This is a genomic window from Curtobacterium sp. MCJR17_055 (genome assembly GCF_003224335.1).
Lineage (GTDB): Bacteria > Actinomycetota > Actinomycetes > Actinomycetales > Microbacteriaceae > Curtobacterium.
The window spans coordinates 373,179-393,738 of sequence record NZ_QKLF01000005.1 but is presented as its reverse complement, the minus strand read 5'-3'; the positions used below and the strand labels follow the sequence as shown (position 1 = coordinate 393,738).

The following is a 20,560-nucleotide window of genomic DNA, read 5'->3' as shown; positions in this document are numbered from 1 at the left end:
GCGGTCCCCGGATTGGGCGGTGCTGACTCATCCTCGTGCGCGCGGGACCAACAGCGGGAGCACCACTTAGGGGGACGAGTGGTGCGTTCCTCTTGCGGTCCGTCTTCAGTCGACGAAGTACGAGAGCGTCTTGTCTTCAGTGTCGAGTATCTGGTCGGCAGCGACACCGACGTGAGCAGCGAGCGCGATCGAGCCCTGGAGCGCAACCCCGAGGTCGGGAGAGAAAGCGAGGTCGAGCACCTCGATGTACCGAGCGGTACTGACACCGATGTGTTCGAGGAGCTGCTGGTGTTCGGCTGCGAGGTGCGCATCGAGCTGGATCTGCTCGTCGCGGAAGGCGGCGATCAACTCGGCCTCACGTCGGTCGAGCGATGACGCTGCGGCTCGGTACATGACCGATCCGATCGTGGTGCCGATCACCGCGCCCAGCAACGGCACCGGGATGAGTACCTGCCCGACCAAGGCCGACAGAGCGCCGACGGCACTCTCGAGACAGACGTACTCGGCGTTCTCGAGGAACTGTGCCTCCGTGATCTCGCCACTGCGCAACTTGTGTGCCTGCTCGGCGACGCTGATGGCAGCGGTGACGATCAAACTCGCGACCGCGTCGGACGTCGGGATCATGTTGGTGATCGCATAGACCCCCGCGCCGCGGACGCCACCCTTCGCGAAGGCGATACCGCTGCGGTCGCCGATCTCTTTCCAATCCTCGGCGGTGAAGTCCGCGAGTTTCGTACCTTGTCGTCGCTTGGCGATGACCGCGAACGCGAACGTGCTGCCGCCCTCGATCGCTGCAGCCACGAGCGTGGCTTGCGCCCCCTCGCGGAGCGACGGGCCGCTCTCCGCTCGCGCCCGATCTCGGAGCTTGCGATCGGTCCGGCGGAGCGAGTCCTCTTCGGCCTCCAACGAGGCACCGTAGACGCCTCGCTGCACGTCCTTGTAGTCAAGCGTCGAGGCTTCGAGTGCGTCGATGTCGAGCTCGTTCGTCGCGAAGAACGCGTGAACGCGCTTCCAGTCCCGGAAGGACGGGCCGTCTGCTGCGCCGGACACGAGCTTGCCTGCCTCTTCTCGGGGCATGGCGTGCAGTGTGCGGATGACCTCGTAGTGGTCAGCCGGGATCTGGTACCGCCCCCCATCCGCGACGAAAGACGGGTACCGCTCAAGGTGCTCGGCGATCGCTCCGAGACCGAGACGGCCACCAGCGGCGACGAACTTCTGCTGGATCGCCTGACCTCCGCGCAGCAGGTCCACCGGTCCGTTGTCGTTGACCCACTCGTACACGGCCTCCGCGCCGACCACTCGAGCTCGAGCGTTGCCGACGCCGACCTCAGCGACTTCGGCGATGAAACCGTGCATGCCCTTCGTACCGCCGCGGTTCGTCGCGACGACCTCGAGATCGATCTTCTGCAACGCCTCGTCGATGTGCGTGAGCGCGTCCGAAAGATTGACGTCCTGCTTGGTGAGTCGTTCGAGCAAGGCATCGAGGCGGACCTGATTGAGATGACCGACCCAAGCTGCGGTGGCCTGCTCCTGCATCGCCGATACCGGCTTACGCGTGTCAGACATCGACGTCCTCGCCGATGACGCGTTCGCTCAGGAGGGCTGCGCATGCCATTGCTGTGTTGACGAGCGCTGCCAGCCGCGTCCGGTCGGCCGTCGACAGTTCGAGGAAGTCCTGCGCGAACAACGCCTGCGACTCCGCGTAGCGGCTCCGGAGCAGTTCGCGCACGGAGACGGAGCGCTCGAGCAGGTGCTCGATCCTGGCCCGAAGCCGCGCCACCGCCGCGGTGTTCTCCTTGACCGCAGTGAGGGCCTTCTGCCTCGCCTCGCGGTTGTCGTGCTTCTTCTTCGTGAACAGCACGACCGACGTCAGGAGCGCCGCGCCCGCGACCGTCCAACCGATCGGACCTGCGAGGGCGAGGAGCGCGCTGCCGGCAGCAGTCCCACCGCCGCCGATCGCCACTGCTCCGCCGCCGAGCCACGCGAGCGAGGCGCTCGACGCCGCAGCACCGGACAGAGTGGAGATTGCTGTACCGGTGGAGGCGGCACCGAAGGTCGTCGCGATCCACATGGCTGCCGTCGGCGCAAGACTGGCCACGGCCGCGCCGGCGGTCAGGCCAGCGCCGGCACCTGCAGCTGACGCTCGCGCAGCAGCGAGATCCCGGCGAGCGAACTCCTCTGCGTCGAGGAACGCGGTTCGCTGGAGCTCGACGGCCTCGAAGGCAGTGGCGAAGTTCTTGGGGGTGTTCGCGATGCTGTTGATCAGCAGTTCCACGAGTTCCAGGATGTCCGACGACCGTTCCCGTTGACGGAGGAGCGAGAGGCCGGAGTCGTTCATCGCGGTGAACGCAGCGTTGTAGGCGACAATTGCTTGCTCGTAGGAGGCCTCGTTGTCATCGCGCGCGGCGAGCTCTCCGACGGCTCGGACCGTCTTGTCTTTCGCCTCGGATGCCCGGTCGACCAGCAGCGCAGAGGTGTCGCGCGCAGCCCTACTGACGCTGCCCAAGGTCTTGGCGATGCCGTTCTTGACGGTCTCCGGGTTGCGCGGTTCCACCATTGACGTTCCTCCGTCGTGCCAGGCGAGTGGTGGGAAGCAAACTAGTCCGAACGAGCGACAGCCCACAGCCGGTTGTCCCATCCCTGGTCCATGGTCGAGGGTGTTCTGCTCGAGTCGCCCGGTTCCCAAGTAACGTGACCGATGGTCAAGGCAGAACCCCGCGCGGGGAGACGCCTCCCGGACCACCCAGTCGGTCCGCTGGCCGCGAGACGCAGGAGAACAGCATGAGCCGTTCCGAGAACCGGATCAATCGGCTCCGAGAGGCCCTTCGTGTCCTCGACGAGCACGGTGGAATCGGAAGCCGCATCGACGTGTGGGAAGCCGCTCGTGCCCGAGTACCGCTGGAGGGCGTGGAGCTCGACGCGAACCAGAAGGGGAAGCCACAGGGCGAGTCCGACTTCTTCTGGGGGTCCGCCGGTCTTGTGCAAGCCGGGTACCTGACGAAGCCCGTCCGCGGAGAGTGGCACCTCACGGATCAGGGCCGGCGTGCGTCGGGTGACGACGTTCCGTTCGAGCGCTTCCGCGACGAGCTCAACGAACGGCAACGCACCTTCCAGCGCACGCTCCGCGAAGACCGCCAAGCCCGACTCCAGTCAGAGATCGTGCCGCCCGACGCGCGTGCAGAGACCGTCAGGACGACAGGCCAACTCTTCGTCGAACGTGGCCTCCGCATGATGGACTCGGTGTTCGCTCCGGGCCGTCAGGTCTGGCGTTCGGAGGTGGTAGCGGAGGTCGTCGCCCGGTTCATCGGTCAACCGGACATCGCTGGGGACGACTTCGGCGCGAAGCTCGTCGGGCAGTTCGAGGGTGCCTCGGACGACGCGAAACTCCTGATGGCGGAACTGATCTGCTGGCAGGTCCTCCCACTTCAGAACCCAGGGGAACGCAAGAAGCGGCAACGGGTCACCCTCCTGCTCGAGACGATGACACACCCCGTTACGATCCCGTCCGAGATCGAAGACGCCTTCCGTGCCTGGTCCTTCAACCCTGGAACCGCGATGTCGGTCCAGCTCTTCCGAGCCATGTCGTTCGTCGTGAACTGCGCCCTCCGTTGGGCGTCCTTGTCCGACGAGGACCGCAGTCATGCCCTCGACGATCCGTGGGCATGGCGCGACTTCGTTGACACGTTGCCGGACAAGAGCTTCCCGACGCAACGGAATGAGTTGCTCTACCTCGTGCACCCCGGCGTCTTCGGAGAGGTTATCTCCGCCGATGCGCGGAGAGCGATCACCACGGCCTTCGTCGGAGAGATCGAGGGGCAAGCCGATGACGATCCCGACGCCGCATTCCAGCAGGTGACCATCGCCCTACAACAGAAGGCGAACGGGCCAGCACTCTTCTACGTCGAGCCTCTACTCGGCCGATGGCAGCCGCTGGCACCCGTCAAACAGCCTGAGGAGCACATCGTTCCGCCTGCGCCGATTCCTGCGCCGCGCTCGGAGCCGCGCGATCCGTTCCCGTCCGTGACATCGACGATGGCCAGCCGATTGCACATGCCCGAGTTGTGGCTGCAAGAGACCCTCGACCTCGTCGAGCGCCGCAAGCAGGTCATTCTCTACGGACCTCCCGGCACGGGCAAGACGTTCCTCGCGCAAGCGCTGTCGAAGCACGTGACGGACGGCACCGACGGCGAGACCACCATCGTGCAGTTCCACCCGACGTACTCGTACGAGGACTTCTTCGAGGGCTTCCGCCCCGTCGCCAATGACGACAGCGGCAACCTCGCCTTCACCCTCCGGAAGGGTCCGCTTCGGCGGCTTGCCGACGCGGCTGCGGCCAACCCTGAGGCGAACTACTTCCTGGTCATCGATGAGATCAACCGCGGCAACATAGCGAAGGTGTTCGGTGAGCTGTACTTCCTGCTGGAGTACCGGGACAGCGAGATCTCGCTGCTCTACAGCGATGAGCCGTTCACCCTGCCGAGCAACATCTTCGTCATCGGCACTATGAACACCGCCGACCGCTCGATCGCGATGCTCGACGCCGCGATGCGGCGCCGATTCGCGTTCGTCGAGTTGCACCCGGAACGCGAGCCCGTGCAGGACGTGTTGTCGCGCTGGGTGGTGACCCAGGGCCTCCAGGACGACCGTGCGGACCTGCTGACGCGACTCAACGCGCAGATCCAGGACCACGATGCGAAGGTGGGCCCGTCCTTCCTGATGCGAGACCTGGCCGGGACCGGCCTGCAGGACGTGTGGCGGTACGAGATCCTGCCGCTCCTGGCGGAGCACCACTACGGGGAAGGCGTTGACCTGGAGGCGCGGTACGGCCTGACGACGCTGCGTCGCCAGGCGACGCCCTCCGTGTCCGACGGGGCCGAAGGTGCTTTCGTCGACGATTGAGTTGCGGGAGGCGGACCAGCCGGTCGTGCACCGGCTCCCGCGGGCGGTGGCCGTCGGGCTCGCCGCCGCGAACATCGCGTCGGTCGCGCCGACGCTGGGCGCCGACGAGTACCGCGTCAGCGGTGTCCGGAAGGTGGGCGTCGTGCGGATCGCGGGGCACACCGTGTGGCTCAAGCCGAAGACGCCCGTCCGACGCCTGTTTGCGATGCTCGGCTACGCGCGTGCCGGGAGCGCGATCTGGACCGAGGACGACTTCGGGTTCGAGGAGGACGAGGACCTCGTGCCGGCACTCGCCCACGCGCTCGTGCGGCAGGCCTCACGGGCGCTCGCAGGCGGGCCGCTCCGCGGGTATGTCACGCGGGAGGACGCGCTGCCACTCGTGCGTGGGCGGTGGCGGATCGGCGACCAGCTGACGCAGCGGGGTGGGCAGCCGCTGCCGGTCGAGGTGTCGTTCGACGACTACGTCGAGGACATCGCGGAAAACCAGGTGCTGCTGACCGCTGCTACTCGGCTCCTCCGGCTGCCCGGGGTGCCGGCCGACGCCCTCGGGGCGTTGCAGCGGATCGTCCGGGTGCTCGACGGGGTGTCCCTGATCCCGGTCGGTGCTCCGGTACCAGTCGTCCGGCCGGATCGGCGGAACCAGCGGTACTCGTCGGCGCTGGCGTTGGCCTCGCTCGTGCTGTCCGGGTCGTCGATCGAGCAGCGGGCCGGTTCGGTCGTCGCCTCCGGGTTCCTCGTCGAGATGTGGTCGGTGTTCGAGGACTTCGTGTCGGCTGCGCTCCGCGAGGCGTTCAAGCCGTACGGGGGAGTGCTCGTGTCGCAGTACCAGTCGACGCTCGATGTCGAGGGGACGGTGAAGATCGCGCCGGACCTCGTGTGGGTGGTCGATGGCGAGGTGCGGGCGTGCATCGACGTGAAGTACAAGGTGGAGAAGCACGGGCAGTACCCGAACGCTGATCTGTACCAGATGGCGGCGTACTGCCGGAGGTTCGGGTTGTCACGGGGTCACCTCCTGTACGCGGCGGGCGAGGACGAGCCGCGTCGCGTCGCCGTCATCAACGGACCGGAAGTGCGACAACACGCGCTCGACCTCGATCAGTCAGTCGTTCACATCACCCGTCAGTTGTCGTCGGTGTTCGCGCGGAGAGTACAAGCTCGGTGATCAGGACAGGGTCGGATGATCACGGATGAGGATGGCGACGACGTCGACCAGGCGTTGGTCGTCGTCGGCTAGCCCCGCGAGGACCTCTTCCAGGGTCACGTCCGTCTGCACGATGCGGTCGATCCCCGCTCCTGCTTGCCGCGTGACGAACACCTTCGAGTAGTCGGGCTCGCTCACGGGCTCTGGGGCTCGTTCGTTCTCCGTCACGGCGGTCGGCCCGAACTCCAGGAAGATGTTCGGCTTACTTCTCGGTGTCACGAGTGTCGAACACCACTCCCACTGCCCTTGGAAGTTCGCCGACACGGAGTGGACCGTGTCAGCACCGAGGAGCTCGTTCACCCGGGGACGGACCACGCGCACCGCGTGCTGGCGCAAGGTGCGTTTCACCGAGCCGAGGGTGCTACGGCTGTCCTCGAACTGCCGCTGAGCGTGCAGGGCGATCTGCGCCGCGAAGTCCTCCGCGATTGACGCGACGGGGCGCCGCCCGTACCGAGCGGACTCGCCGGTCTCGCACATCGTCTTGATGAACTCCAACTGTTCCTGCACTGTCATCGCCTGCGGTCCCTCCACGAATTGATCGATGAGCTCGTTGATGAACACGTCCTGGCGGGGGTTCGCGCCACGCCACCTGCGATCAGCATCGAGGTGCGCCCGAAGGTCATCGAGTACCTCGGCGTAGGTGACGACGACGGCATCCTCCCAGCCCATCGACAGGCGCTGGCGTTCACGACGGGCGCAGAGCATCACGACGACGCTCCGTCGCCCGTTCGCGCTGCCGTAGGCAAGGTAGCTCTCGTAGTCGTGCCCGTGGCCGTCGGATGACTCGAAGTTCTCGATCATCACCGCTGTGTCGTCGCGCAGCAGGACGATGTCGGCGATGTCCTCAACGGGATCGGTAGCGGTCGTCGTGTCGACCTCTTGAAGCACGCGGAATCCGGCGAGCGGCAGCTGCTCACCACGAGACAGAGCCGAGTTGATGCGGGCAAGCAGGATGCGTTGAAACGCGTCCCCGAGGTGGTGCGTGGCGTCGACCCTCAGGAGCCAGGCGAACACGTTCGACAACTGCTTCTCGTGTGTGCCGTGGTGCATCACTCGAAACACGTTGAACTGCTCGGCCAGGCTCCTCGCCATGGTCGGTACGAGCGCTGTGACCATCTTCGTGAGGGCGGCTTCATTCATCACGGCGAAGAGGTGCTCAGCGTGCAAGGAGCGGGGATGGCGCTCCTTGCCAGCTGACGACGAGCTCATCGCGAGCACGGCTGGCGGCGACGTACAGCAGTGATCGTTCCCTGAGTTCGGCGTCGCCTCGCTCTTCGGGCGCTGCATGTTGCAGGGCCAGCTTGTTCGGGACGACACCCTCGGAAACGTCGAACAGGACGACCCGGGAGAACTCGAGGCCCTTGGCGCTGTGCATCGTCATCACCCGGACCTTGCCGCGTGCGGACTTCTCCGTCGCGGGCACCTCCCGCGTGGCGAGCTGCTGAACCACGGTCTCGGTCGCGCTCTTCGTCCGGACGAGCACCGCCATCGACTCCACGTCGCTGGACTCGGCTCTCCAGTCCTCAAGCTGTTGCGCCAGCGCGTCGTACTGCGCCGCGGGCGTCTGATGTCCCCGGACGCGCACGTCGGGTCCGAGTCGCGCGGACCGGTAGCCCTGCTCGTCCTGGGGGCTTCCCTCGCTGTCCGTGAACTCGCCGCCTCCGAGCACGCCGAGCGCGTACCGCAGGTTCTGCTGCGTCGTCCGGTAGTTGAGGGTGAGGCGCCGCGACCTGCCCACGATCTTGATGCCGAGACGCGACAGTACGACCCGCTGCCCGTAGATGCGCTGGTGCGAGTCCTCGGCGACGAACAGGTCGTTGCCGTGCTCGCCGACGAGCGCGCGGAGCATCGTCCAGTGGCTCGGCGTCAGGTCCTGGGCCTCATCGACGAGGACGTGGTCAGCGGGGCGCTCCTCGGGGTAAGCGTCGAGGTATGCGGCAGCCACGGACGAGAGCTCTGCCCACGAGAGCCGGCGATGGGCTCGCGCATTGCGCCGGAACTGTTCGATCACGGACCACACCTGAGCGCGCTTCGCCCGGTCGAGAGCCACCCCGCGGCCGGGGCGTCGGGCGGCGAAGTAGTCCGCCCGTGTGATCACACCGTTCGGTAGGACGACTTGGAGGTACTCGCTCTCCAGGAAAGCGGGCGACCGCAGCTCACCGGGAAGGTCGGGCTTGGCGTCGAAAATTGCCTCGTCCCATCCGATGCCGTTCGAGACCAGGGAGGTGGAACGCCCGGCGTCCCACCCGATGGCGTCGATCGATGCCTGCTCCCAGCCGGCCGGATCTGCGGCGTCCCGGACGGCGTGCGCGAGCTGGTCGATCCCCGCGGTGAGGATGCCGGTCTCGCCGAGCTGCGATGCGCGAGCGAGCTGAGGATCGAGACGTCGGAGGTCTCGGTCGAGCATCCCGGCGAGGGTCCTGGTGAACGTGGTGAGGACGATCCGCGCGTTCGTGTCCCCGGCGAGTTCTCGAGCTCGGTGCAGCAGGACCACCGTCTTGCCCGTGCCGGCACCTCCGGTCAAGCGGAAGGGTCCTTTGTAGGCGCGCGTCGCGTAGGCACGCTGTTCGGGGTGCAGGAACACCCGCCACGCTCCGAAGTCGCCACCCTCGATGACCCGGCGAAGTTCCTCATCATCATCGACGAACGTGAACTGCATCTGCGACGCGGGGCGCTTGAGTGATTCGAGCAGCTCCGAAGCCTCGGTCTCCTCCGGAGAGCCGCTGTGCGTCACCTCCGCGGGGCGGTCCATCGTCGCCGGAGCAGCTGTGTCCGGCTCCGTGTCACCAAGTCCGAGGGAGGTCTTGACCCCCTCGATCGAGTCACCGACCGCGAGACCGAGCGCCGCGTTCTGCTGCCACTGGTTCGGCAACGACTCCGCGAAGGCCAGGAGTTCGTCCTCGGCGGCGAACGCGAGGAGTCGTTCGGCTGTCTCGAGGTCGAAGCCGAGCGAGCTGGTTAGGTCTTCAGCCGTGTACCCGAACTGGTCGAGGAACGGCTTCTGCGACGTCGGCGGCTCAGGAACCCACTGGGCCGCCTGGGCAGCGGGTGCCGGTGCAGGCGCTGCGATCAGCTCTGTCACCCCGTTGACCGGGTTGACCCGAAGCACCTGCGACTTCGCGATCTCGGTGCCCTCGTCGTGCTCGTACACACCCGCGCAGACGTAGGTCGTCGGCCCGGACGGCACCTCGATCTTGTAGAGCACCGCCCGCAGCTTCTGGTCGACACGACCGGTCCGGGCGCGCGGGTCTGCAGAGTTGACGATCGGCTCGATGTGCAACCCGGGCAGGGTGTCGTCGGTCTGCAATTTAGCCATGAAGGCGAAAAGCTTCAACTGGACAACCTTCTCGAGCTTCTGCTGCATGTTCGCCATGACGAGCAACGGCATGTCAGGAGTCCTTCCGGTTGCGCGGGATTCGGAGGAGAGCAGGGTCGTCCGAGGGCGAGACGAGCGACCATCCGTCACCGAGGAGTTCGTCCCGGTCTGCTTCGCTCAACAGTGCGTCGAGCGCTATGCGTTCCTCTGGCCACGCGATCGGGACGGGGATGCCGCTGCTCGTCTCATGGCCGAGGACGGGAACGACGACGCCGGCTTCCACGAGCTGTCGAAGGATCGACGTCTCTTCCGGCTCGGCCAACGCGATCAGCTCCTGCCACTCCGTCGTGAGATCTGCGCGGGACTCCTCGCGTACCGGCACCGTCGGAGCAACGGCGATGCCGGCGCTGGAGCTGGCCGTCGTGATGGTCACCGGCTTGACCAAGCGTGCTCCGAGCAGGTTCGACAGTCGGAGCCATCGCTGCCAAGCTTCCCGGAACCCTGGTGCGGTCAGCGCTTCCGGGCTGTCGTCGAGCACGAGCGCTGTCTCGGGCGGCGTCGCTCCCTGCGCGCCGACCGGGCGACGCGCGAGCATCGCGAGGTGTGCGGACCGGAGCGCCCAGGACGTCGGACCAGCCGTGACCGGTCCGCTACTGACAAGCGCGAGTGCGATCGCCTGCTCGACGATCGACCCGCTCTCGACGACCATCTTGCCCCTGGGGATCGCGAGCATCGGGAGCGCATCGGCGAGGCGCTCGGTCCGTGCTGCAGCATCCTCAGGGCTCTGGATCCAGCCCATCAGGGTCGTGATCGGGTTCTCGTTGAGCATCTTGACGTCCGCCGGGGTCAGCTGGAACGGCCCGGCGAACTTCAACGACATCGACGGGTCGTAGATGTCCAGATCAGGCTCCGCTTCGTCGTCCCGCAGACGGCGCAGGTCGTCCCACGTCAGCGCGACGACGCGGTAGCCGAGATCGCGCAGGCCCTGGCGCTTCATCGCGTCGTCTGCCAGTCGCAGATGCGCCGGCGACGCGTGGTAGGCGAACCCGTCCGTGTAGATCGCGACCGGTGGGACGTGGGCGCCCGATGCCTCGAGCACGAAGTCCGGCCGCGTGCCTCCGACGAGTTGCTGGGGCCGCAACGACCATGTCCGGTGCTGACCCGGCAGCGTGACCTGGATAGTCGACCCCCACTCGCCCGGGATCTCCTTGAGGCTGGCGCCGAGCGCCGTCACCCGCTCCTTGAACACCTTCCGGAACCACTGCTCGAGGTGCGACTCCGGGTCTTGGACACCCGGGTCGACCTCGGTCGTGGACCAGTCCGACGCGCTCCCGTCGCGGTACTGCAGCAGCACCTGGAGGTTGTGGAGTGCGCTGGTGCGCGACACGCTTCCCACATCGCCCCCCGGGGCGAACGGCAGCAGACACTTGTCGCACGCTGCTCGGACCGGTTCGTTGGCACAGTCGCACCGCTCGAGGGCGGCGAGGGCCTGCTCGAACACCTCGCGGATGCGCGACGGGTCCGCGAGGTCGGCGAGGTAGCCGGTCCCACCGGGGACGGTGTCGTGGATCAGCAGCGCGAGGTTGTTGACGTCCTCGCCCGGAACGGGTTCGGCCATGGTGCTGAGCTGCAGGTGGTCGGGGTCACCACCGATCACCTCGCGCAGACCGAGCTGGATCGCGGCGGACAGGCTCGGCATGGACAACGCGTCACCGACGGTCATCGACGGCGGGACGCGCAGCACGATCGCCTGCGTCGTGAGCGTCCGCGTGAGCGCGATCGTGTCGGTGTGCTCGGACCGGTCCTTCCGGTAACGGCACCACACGCGGTGTTCCCACGCGTTGTTTGTGTCGCCTTCGCGGTCGAGCTTCCCGCAGCCCTTGCAGAGACGGAACAGGGGTGAAGCGTGTTCTGCGCCGGCGATGAACCGCGTCGCCCCGAGGCCCGCCCGACCGAGGTTCACCCAGCGCAAGGTCATCGCACGCGCGAACTTGCAGCCGAACCCGACTTCGTCCACGTACCACTGCGCCGAGACGTTCGCCTCGTCGAGGTCGGCAGCGAGCTGGACCGTGAAGCGAACCCGCTCGCGGTCCTCGCTGGAGTCGCTGATGCTCGACTCGTCGCGGCGGACCTCCGCCGAGACGTGCTCGATTTCGACGACGCGCAGTCGCTGGTCGACGTCCGCGATTGCGGTGCTCGAACACCGCGGACACGTCACGACGGCACCCTCTTCCAAGTCTCGGGCGAAACCGCAGTCGGGGCAGAAGGCCAGGGCACGAACGCGTTCGCCGTCGGTCCCGAGGTCGACGGCATCGATGGTCACGTCGAGCCCCTGCGCGTAGAAGTGCGCGCCGGGCGCGAACTCGCTGATCGCCCGGCTGCGTCCTCGCTCGTAGCTCCGCTGCTCTTCTGCGAACTCACCGGACTCCGGGTCGACCCAGGTGAGTCCGACGTCCAGCTGGACTCGGTCGTCGAGCAGCGTGTAGTTCGGGAGCACTCCGTACCGTTCGAGGGCCGCGACCCAGAACTCCGTCCGTCGCTGCCCGGCCTGCTTCTTCGCCAAGCGCAGCGAGGCCCGAGCCGCGTTGTGGGCCGACACGTCCTCGCTCTCCTTCGTCAGCTCCGCCATGCGCTTGAGCTCCGGCAACGACTCCTCGATCGCCTTCGTCCGGAGCCGGAGCCGCTCGAGCTCCTGGTTCCAGTGCAGGCTCGCGTCGAGCAACGTCCGAGCGAGCTGACTCGACCGAGCCTCTGACCCCACAGGCCGGGCCCAGTCAGAGAGCCCGCTGACCACTTCCTCGTTCAGCGAGTCGAAGGCGCCGGTGAAGCGTGCCAGGTGCTGGTCCACGTGCTGCTCGGCACTCGTGATGACCAGGTCGAGGAACGAGCCCGGTTCGGAGTCGTTCAAGACCTTCGGCGCGTACTGGGTCTCTGGCAACGCTCCGTCCGCGGCGAGCTGGTCGATGACGAACGCGGTGTACTGACGCTGCAGGATCTCGACCGCGTTCAGGTAGGTCGCCGGAGGCCGGACGGCTCCGTTGATGACCGACGACGGATCCCCGATCTTCGGGAGCTGGTCACCGCGTCCGAGGACGAACGCGAGGATGAAAGCGTTTCCCGTCAGCCGCCCGGCGCGACCGACCCGCTGCAGGTACGACGACACGGTGCGGGGGAGCCCAGCGAGGAACACGGTCGAGAGGTCACCGATGTCGATGCCCATCTCGAGGGTCGGTGTCGCGACGAGCACGTTCGGCGCGTCCGGCCGCGCATCGCTGTTCTTGAACTGGGTCTCGTAGTCGAGCCGCAGCTTGTCCTCGAGCAGACTCGTGTGCTCGCGAGCGACGACCCGGCGCATCTGCCCGTTGTCGTACTGGTCCCGGTAGAAGTTCTCCGGCTTCGAGTCTTTGCGCAGGAGCGTTCCCGGGCACCGCGCCGTGGTGCACGGGCCACCGGCGAGCTGATCGGCGGTGATGTGAGCGGACGGCGTCTCGGTCTCGCACGTGTCGCACACGAGCGTTTGGCCGGCTCCGGCTCCGGCTCCGGAGACCGGTCCGATGATGATGCTGCTCGGCGCCAGGCCGTAGGCGCGGGTGTCACCGCCTGTGATCGGTCTCGACGTCACGATCCCTTCGCGGTCGAGTGTCTCGAAGAGCCGTCGAGCGAGCTTCTCGCCCGCCGACGGAACGACGCCGAGGCAGCGAGCAGTCCACCGTGCGTACCAGCTCTGCGAGGAGGTGACCGTGTCGAGCGCTGATTCGCGTGAACCGCTTGTCTTCTTGCCCACCCTTGCAAAAGCGGGCGCTTCGCGTCCGCGGGGGAACGCAGGCATCCCCTCTTGGCGCGGACGGCCGCCCCAGACCCAATGGCGGTTGCCGTCGTTCTCGACGTACTTGTTCAGCCACGGATGGTCGATCGCGCCGCGTTCACGCAACCGTTCCAATGTGCCGCGCACCCATCGAACGACGGAAGCGGCGTCCATCAATCCGTCACGGGCATCGTCGAGTGACCAGTCGACCTCGAGACCTTCGACGGCAACGCGACCAACAGCCTCCAGTCGGGTGGCCGGCCCCGCTTCGACGTGCGCTGCCAGGCTGCCGGTCTCTTCGAGCGTCCGCCCGACCCGCGACTCGAGACCGAACTCGAGTGCGAGGTCGAACGCGAGCCGTCGCTGGACGCGCTTCCTGACGACTGCGGACGCTGCCTTCTCCGTGTCCCAGAACGCACGGAAGCCTTCGCGCTCAGCAAGGTCTGGCGGGAGGAGCCGGTACCGTTCGCTCGGCGTGTGGGCAGATGCCATCATCGCCGCCGGGATGTCGTCGAGCGTGGTCTCCTCTGCCACGGCTTGTCGCACGGCATTGCGCAGGTTGAAGACGCGCGCCCGACTCTGGATGAAGCCGGCTCGGTGCGCGGCGTCCTGCACGCTGTCGGTGAAGACCAGCGCCTTCTTCTCGCCGTCGTCGAGGTGCCGATCGCCGAAGAGGGTCGTGACGACGGTCGACAACTGCGTGGCGATCGCGGATCCGAGGAACCGGATGCCGTTCGTCTTGCCGCAGTTCGGGCAGACGTCGTCGCGTGACTCTTCGTCCGCGGCGTTACCCGTCAGGGTGAGGATCGGCACGGCGACGCCTTCGTCGTCCGCGCTCGGGCGCTCGCTGGTGATCTGCCGGTCGGCGACGCGGAACCACCACGGGCCGGTGGTCAGGCCGTCGTCGTCGCTCGCCCCAGCGAGGGCCAGTTCCCCTTCGCGGGGAGCGTGGATGAGTGCCCGGAACCGGCTCTTCGACTGCTTGTTGGCGTGGTTCCGACGGATGTTCGCATCGGTCTGAGACAGGTCCCAGCCGGTCGGCGCCAGCTCGACGCCCCAGCCGCTGCGACCGCAATGCCGGCAGTAGAGCGCGGGGAAGGCGGGAGCGACCTCGGCGGCCGCGTCTCCGGCCCCCACATCGGTGCGCAGCTCCCCATCGTCGGCCCAGCGGAAGTCCGGCAGCGACTGTGCCGCCCGGTCGACGCGTGTGAGCGCGCGGACCCAGAGATGGAGATCGACCGACACGGACCGGCGTCCGAACTCCTTACGGAGGTGGCTGAGCGCGGCGAGCACCATCACGATCGTGGTTCGGCGAGCGTCGTCACGGTCCGCGGGCCGCTCGCCGGCGACGAGTTCGTCGGGGAACAGCGTCCGCGCGAGCTCTGCGAGAGATGTTGCCCGCTCACTCGCGGTCACGAGCGCGCGGACGAAGGGATGAGCCAGCATGAGCGCGAACTCGAGTTCGAGCCGGTCTGCATCGTCCGTCGCCGAGGCAAGCGCGGCCTCATAGCGCTCCTGACCTTCCTCAGCCTCCATCGCGACGTAGAACAACTCGAGCACCGCGGCCGTGATCTCCTCCGGGCTGCGGCGTTGCCCGCCGAGTCGCTCCTGGAGCTGCGCCGCGCGTGCGTCGATCACCGGAACCGGCGCCAGGTGCAGCTTCTTGATCGACTCGATGGACTCACGAGACCACTCGTCAACGGACAGTCGCGTCTCGGTGACGACACTCGACGCATCGAACCGTCCGCCGAACACCGTGTTCGCGAACGCGACCATCGCGCTCGGGTCGCTGCCGTCACCGAGCGTCGCCGAGGTCGCGACTGGCACGATGACCCCGAGGGGGCGCTGCCGCGCCGCCTCATCGAAGTCGTCCTCGCCCCACCGCCCCTTGAGTGCGAGACCGAGGCGCCGCAGCAGCATGGCCACGTCCGTCCCCTGCGCACCGTCGTACGTATGGAACTCGTCGAGGACCAGGTACTGGAGGCTCGTGGCGCTCTGGTCCCAGAGGGTCGCGTCAGACGGTCGCAGCAGGAGCTGGTCCAACATCTTGTAGTTGGTGAGCAGGATGTCCGGCGCTTGCTCACGCATGGCGGGACGTGAGGTGATCAGCCCGTCCTTCGTCACGGTCGAGCGCTGGGGGCCTTCCTCACCGACGTAGAGCGCCGCGCGGATTCCGCCGAGTGCGGGGTCGGTCATGATCAGGTCGGTGATGCGGCGGGACTGGTCGTTCGCCAGCGCGTTCATCGGGTAGAGGATGAGCGCCTTGATCCCCTCGATGCCCTGGCGCTTCGCGCGGAGGACGTGGTCGAGGATCGGGTAGAGGAACGCCTCGGTCTTGCCCGAACCGGTCCCGGTCGTCACCAGCGTCGGCTGCGGGCCGTCGTGCTCGGGCGTCCGCAAGCTCGAGAGCCGGGCGATCGCTTCCGCCTGGTGCCCGTATGGCGGAAACGGTGGAGTCCACTCGAGCGCCGACTCCCAGCCGGGATCCGCTGCACGGAACGGCAGCCGGAGCCGGACGTACGGGCCTCGGAAGATGCCGTCCTTCGGATCCTGCAAGAACTGCTCCAGCGTCGTCTGTGCTTCAGGCTCCGAGAGCGCGAACGTCGTGGTCAGGAAGTCGACGAGACCTTTGGTGATCTCGCCGGCCTGCACTGAGGGGAGCAGCTCGCTCATGCCTCGTCCTTCAGCAGCTTCTCGAAGTGGGCGTACGCCTGGCGCATGTCCGCTTCGCGGTCCAGCGTTCGGAACGGCAGCTCGTACGTGTAGGTGTTACCCGAGGCGTTCGTCGCCGTGCGCTCGTCCTCGCTGATCGCGTCCTGCTTCTGTCGCCACACCTTGAGTACCTCGTTCGGAACAAGCCGTCCGTTCGCGTCGTAGAAGTACACGTTGCGGTCGTAGCCGTACAGCACGGCGAACTGAGTCCGATAGATGGTGCACAGCTCGTCAGCCGTCAAGTCGAGAGACAGAGCGACGAGAGCGTCGATTTCAACCAGCGCCTGTCGCCGGTCCGCGGCCCTCCGTAGGGGGACGCTCACCGTCCAATCTTGTGACCGACTTGCCAGCAGAACGTTGGAACGAGGCGAAACCCAGTTGTCGGTCTGCCATACGTCCTCGAACGCTCGTAGCCAAAGCGCGGAGTAAGCACTCGTCACACACTCCAAACGGGCTACGCGGTGACGGATAAGACTCGCAGGCTTGCCTTGTGCCAGGGGCAGTCGGACTAAACTCCCAGCTCGGATGTCGCCCTTGGGAACCGCCCTTGTCGCCGCATCGGACACGAGGCTTGCGAGTGATCCTGCCGCCAAGAGGAGATCCGATGCGTTCTCGGTGGCCGCGGAATAGATGCCATCAACGTGCGCCGAGCCGGGCGGAATGATGACTGGAATCAACGTGCGCTCGCCGGTATTAGCCGCCATTCTTCGCCATGCCACTCGGTAGAAGTCGCGAGCGGGGCGCTTCTCCTCGCCCCAGCGTGTGTAGGCGGTGTCGTAAACAGCACGATCCCCGGCTGGCTTGTATGCGGTAGTCGCCATCGCCTCAGGGGCGAGCGTCTCGAGGTCGATCGGGGACCAGTCCTGGTTGTGGAGCATCGTCTCGTTGGGCGACTTGTAGAATGGGTTGCCGACGAAGATGTGGGGGCCCTGCAGAATCACTTCATCCCAGGTCGTGACCGGCCCCCAGGACTTCTTGAACAAGCCGCGTTTGAAGTCGGTTGTCTCGTTCCAGCCGCCGGAGAACTCAAGTTGGAGGTCCCCGATGCGCTTGCTCTTCGAGAGTTTGTCGAGCACAGCAGCAGTCGAACGGTTCACCGCGTACACCATCCGCGACTGACGCACCGGCACCGACTCGTCCTCCAGGACCGCGTGCCACGTCGCGAGCGTTTCGTCGGTCACGGTGACGATCCTCGACTGGTGCGGACGAAGGTCCCACTTGCCCTCCCTGTTCTTCAGGCCGGGCTCTTCTCCCTCTCCACTGTGGCGCAGCGAGCCCGCGACCGTCTGCGGGTGGTAGAGGCTCGTCGCTTGCAGGAAGCCGACGGCGCCGTCTGCCGAGTAGACGTGCACACCGTACGACACGAGATGATGCACGTCGAAGAGCGTCAGCTCATTGACGAACTGCCAATGGCGCCGAAGGCGGGCATACGTAAGTGCGCGGAGAGACCCGGCCTTCTCATCCGTGAAGTGCGTCTCGGGATGGATCAGACCAATTGCGCCCGAGCGGCTGCTGTGTTTCCACGTGCACGCCATAAAGCATCGGTAGAGGTCTGGCCTGAGCCCCTCGAGCAGAGGGTATTCCGTGCGAGCCGAGACCGCGGACCTCGTCGCCAGAACAGCCGTCAGGCTGTCCAAAAATTCGCTTTTGAAGCTCGCCAGGGTAAGCGCTTCGGATCTCCGCCGTTCTGCCTCGGCCGTCGGAGGTTTCGGGTTCAGAGCCCACCAGGCATCGCCTTCCGCGAGCATCGCAGTCTCGTCCCAATCCGGCTTCACCCAAGGAGGATTACCCACCTGTAGGTCGAAGCCTCCGCGCTCGAACACGCTGGCGAAGTCGAGCTCCCAGTGGAAGAAACCCTGCTGATCAGCGAGGCGCTGCGTCGCCGCAAGCCACGGGTGGTCCTGGAGAACATCTGCGACATGTCGCGCGCTCGCGAAGTCGAGGTCGTCGCGCTCCTCGTCGTTGAGCGCCTCCCAACCGGACTGCGATGAGCCGAGGGTGACCTGACCCTGAGCGACCGCCTTCGGCTTCGCGACCGTCTGCTCTCCGAGGAGCTCGCGGAGGGTCGCGATCCACTCGTCGAGCGTCGGCGGCGTCGCCCCGTCGGTGAGTGCATTCGTGAGCGGCCAGAACCACATCGCGCACCACGCGTCCATCACCCGACGGAGTCGCTGGTAGGCGCCGTCCCGATCGTTCAGGGTCCGTTCGATCTCCTCGCGAGAGACGGCGGGCTTCCGCTCGGATCCCGGCTGTTCGCGGCCCCACAGCGGGATGTCGCGTCGGATCTCCTGCTCGGCGATGGTCAGCCGGCGTCGCGCGAGGTCCCACATGGTCTCGACGCGATAGCCGAGTGCGACGAGCTGGTCGAGCTGCTTCGTCGTCGGCTTCGCCAGGATGCCGCGACGCCACGTCTTCAACGCTGCGAGCGCTTCCGGCGCGAGTTCCTTCGCCTCCTTGGCATCGACCGCGCTGCCCCAGCCCTCGGCGGGCAGGAGGAAGTGGTGCACGGCACCAGCGGTCGACGCGCGGAGCTGCCCCTCGCCGAGTTCGACCTCGTTGAGGAGCGGAACGTCCCGCGGCACCTGCTTGAGCCACGCTTTGCTGGAGACCGACGATCGGTCGTAGACGGCACGGCGGGCACCGATCAGCGAGTTGCCGCGCCGGAGGTGCAGGCCGAACCACGGAGCCTCGAGTCCCTCCGACATGGTGTCGAGCCACAGCGTGATCTCGGCGAACTCGACGGCGGTCGCGTTGAGGTCGACGCCGTAGACTTGGTGGAGCGCGATCGCAGCCTTGATCTTCTGCAGCTGGCGTGGCCGGTCATCTGGGTCGACGCGCTCGCCGAGCTCCTCCTCGCGGCGCTTCAAGTACTGCTCCGCGAGCTGACGAACGGCTTCGATCGCGAACGCGCCGGAGCCGAGTGCGGGTTCACAGACCGTCAGCGCGAGGATGTCCTCCGCGCTCGTCCGCTGACCGTCCTGGTCGAGCAGCTCCTCGAGCGCCTGCGACACCGTGAACTGCGTCAGCACCTCCGGCGTGTAGTACGACGCCGACTGCTGGCGCTCTCGGCCGGCGAGACGGTAGACGAACGAGCCAGCGGGGTGACGCACCCGCTTCGGCTGGCCCGTCGTCGGGTCCTCCCGTGTCACGAAGTGGTGCGACTTGATGCCGTTCTCGCGTCCGACGGGGACGACCCACGAGCCCTTCGACGGATCGCCGTTCGGCGCCACCTCGAACAGGTCTTCCTCGGCGAAGAAGCCCGTGTAGGACATGAGGCCCTCGTAGACCGCACCGAGCTGATTGATCCCGAGGTCGGCGTAGCTGATGTAGCCCCGGTCCCGACCCTTCGCCTCCTTGCTCAGGAGCAATCGGCGCAGCACCTGCTGCAGATTTTGGTCACTGAGACCGACCTCGCCGATGAGCGCGATCGCCTCGGGCTTGAACAGGTCAGCACGCAGGCTCTCGAACTGGAGGCCCGGCTCGGCTCCGTCGTCATCCGTCGCCTTGGGCGCGTGCCCACGATCCACGAGGCGGAACAGCACGTCGAGCGACTGGTAGAGGTGCGTGGCACGCTCGCCCTGCGGGCTCTCGATCACCACAAGCGCGAGTTCCCGGAGTCGGTCGAGGCTGTAGCCGTTTTCGTACTCCGGCGCGTTCACCGGCAGGACGCCGAGCTGAGGGGAGGCCTCCGCGTAGAGCAGGAACAGGATGCGGTAGAGGAACCGCAGGGACTGCTTTGCCAGCGGCTGCGCCTGGTCCTTCGGCAGCGGCTCGAGCCCCTGCTCCCGTCGGCGCTGGACGACGTCGTTCGCGATGATCTCGATCGACTCGCGGACACCCTCACGCAGGTCCTCGGAGACACCGACGGTGTGCTTGACCGCGTCTTCGAGCGTCGAGGTCCACCACACGTCGCCGTCACTGTCGGGGGCGAGTGAGGCAGCTTCCACACATGTCAGGACGCGATCGATCTCGCCGCCTCGCTTGGTGTCGTTCCGCTCGCACGCGAGCTGCACGTCGAGCGCGAGGTAGCGACCCTCGTACCACCGGTCGCGTTCGGCCACCAGGAGCCAGCGGCCTGCGAAGACGAGTGCGAACTTCGCGGTCCCCTCGAACACGACCGAAAGCGCCCGGACGACCGAGGTCAGCGGCTTGGGGTCGTCGACGTCCGGCGTCCAAGCGGACAGCAGCGTGTCGCCGTCTTTGGCAAGCACGTCCTCGAGTTGTGCGACCGGCTTGGCGTCGATGAGCGCCAGCGGCGCCGCGTCTTCGAGCCCGTGAATGGCCACGTGTCGGACCGGACCTGCTTCATCGATGTGGAAGACGCCCTGGGCGTACCCGAGGACGGACCGCAGGTGCGTCGACAGGGCGTGCAGAGCCTCCTGGCCGTCAGCAGCGTCATCGACGCCGTCCGGGTTAACGGTGGCGAGGAAGTCCATCAGCTCGGCGCGCTTCGCGCTGAAGCGAGAGCGCGTCGACGCGCAGCCCTCCGCATCGTCGGCGTCCCAGGCTGCCCGGCGCTCGAGCACCCGGCTCTGGAAGGACTGCGACTTCGCGTCGGTGGTGAGGTAGTGCTCGCTGATCCAGTCTTCGCCGACGACGATCGCTTCCGAGGTCAGGGTTCCCACGC

At 66.9% G+C, this 20,560-nt stretch carries 8 protein-coding genes; 2 read left to right on the top strand and 6 right to left on the bottom strand.

Annotated elements, in window-relative coordinates:
• Positions 1-105: 105 nt before the first annotated feature.
• Together DEJ16_RS13645 and DEJ16_RS13640 are read right to left on the bottom strand one after the other, a co-directional pair.
• Positions 106-1,566: a hypothetical protein gene (locus DEJ16_RS13645; protein WP_110826106.1), complete on the bottom strand. Its 1,461-nt coding sequence runs from the start codon at positions 1,564-1,566 to the stop codon at positions 106-108.
• Entirely contained in the window at positions 1,559-2,557 is a 999-nt protein-coding gene (locus DEJ16_RS13640; protein ID WP_110826105.1) for a hypothetical protein, read from the bottom strand. Before DEJ16_RS13640 ends, DEJ16_RS13645 begins: the two co-directional genes overlap by 8 nt.
• Positions 2,558-2,781: 224 nt before the next feature.
• Between DEJ16_RS13640 and DEJ16_RS13635 the strand changes: the two genes are divergently transcribed.
• A complete protein-coding gene (locus DEJ16_RS13635; protein WP_110826104.1) occupies positions 2,782-4,899 on the top strand; it encodes an McrB family protein in 2,118 nt (705 codons plus the stop codon).
• The gene (locus tag DEJ16_RS13630) at positions 4,880-6,061 is read left to right on the top strand and encodes an McrC family protein (RefSeq protein WP_146232887.1); all 1,182 of its coding nucleotides are present in this window, start codon (positions 4,880-4,882) and stop codon (positions 6,059-6,061) included. Before DEJ16_RS13635 ends, DEJ16_RS13630 begins: the two co-directional genes overlap by 20 nt.
• Here DEJ16_RS13630 and DEJ16_RS13625 read toward each other — a convergent pair whose 3' ends face one another.
• Genes DEJ16_RS13625 through DEJ16_RS13610 form a run of 4 tightly spaced genes read right to left on the bottom strand, consistent with a single transcriptional unit; the run spans position 6,062 to position 20,558 of the window.
• Positions 6,062-7,216, bottom strand: coding sequence for a PD-(D/E)XK nuclease family protein (locus DEJ16_RS13625; protein WP_258365986.1), 1,155 nt, complete (start codon positions 7,214-7,216; stop codon positions 6,062-6,064). It abuts the gene before it with no gap.
• A 40-nt stretch (positions 7,217-7,256) separates the two neighbouring features.
• Positions 7,257-9,488 (bottom strand): 3'-5' exonuclease, encoded by a 2,232-nt coding sequence (locus DEJ16_RS13620; protein ID WP_110826102.1) that lies wholly within the window; start codon positions 9,486-9,488, stop codon positions 7,257-7,259.
• Position 9,489: 1 nt separating this feature from the next.
• Positions 9,490-15,894 carry a DEAD/DEAH box helicase gene (locus tag DEJ16_RS13615; protein WP_110826101.1) on the bottom strand — a complete coding sequence of 2,135 codons (6,405 nt, stop codon included), beginning with the start codon at positions 15,892-15,894 and terminating at the stop codon, positions 9,490-9,492.
• A complete protein-coding gene (locus tag DEJ16_RS13610) occupies positions 15,891-20,558 on the bottom strand; it encodes an Eco57I restriction-modification methylase domain-containing protein (protein WP_258365985.1) in 4,668 nt (1,555 codons plus the stop codon). Before DEJ16_RS13610 ends, DEJ16_RS13615 begins: the two co-directional genes overlap by 4 nt.
• Between the last annotated feature and the right edge of the window lie 2 nt (positions 20,559-20,560).

Excerpts from the sequence above, each read along its gene's own strand:
- DEJ16_RS13645 (WP_110826106.1), bottom strand. The coding sequence starts at position 1,566 with ATGTCTGACACGCGTAAGCCGGTATCGGCGATGCAGGAGCAGGCCACC.
- DEJ16_RS13640 (WP_110826105.1), bottom strand. The coding sequence starts at position 2,557 with ATGGTGGAACCGCGCAACCCGGAGACCGTCAAGAACGGCATCGCCAAG.
- DEJ16_RS13635 (WP_110826104.1), top strand. The coding sequence starts at position 2,782 with ATGAGCCGTTCCGAGAACCGGATCAATCGGCTCCGAGAGGCCCTTCGT.
- DEJ16_RS13625 (WP_258365986.1), bottom strand. The coding sequence starts at position 7,216 with ATGGTCACAGCGCTCGTACCGACCATGGCGAGGAGCCTGGCCGAGCAG.
- DEJ16_RS13620 (WP_110826102.1), bottom strand. The coding sequence starts at position 9,488 with ATGCCGTTGCTCGTCATGGCGAACATGCAGCAGAAGCTCGAGAAGGTT.
- DEJ16_RS13615 (WP_110826101.1), bottom strand. The coding sequence starts at position 15,894 with ATGAGCGAGCTGCTCCCCTCAGTGCAGGCCGGCGAGATCACCAAAGGT.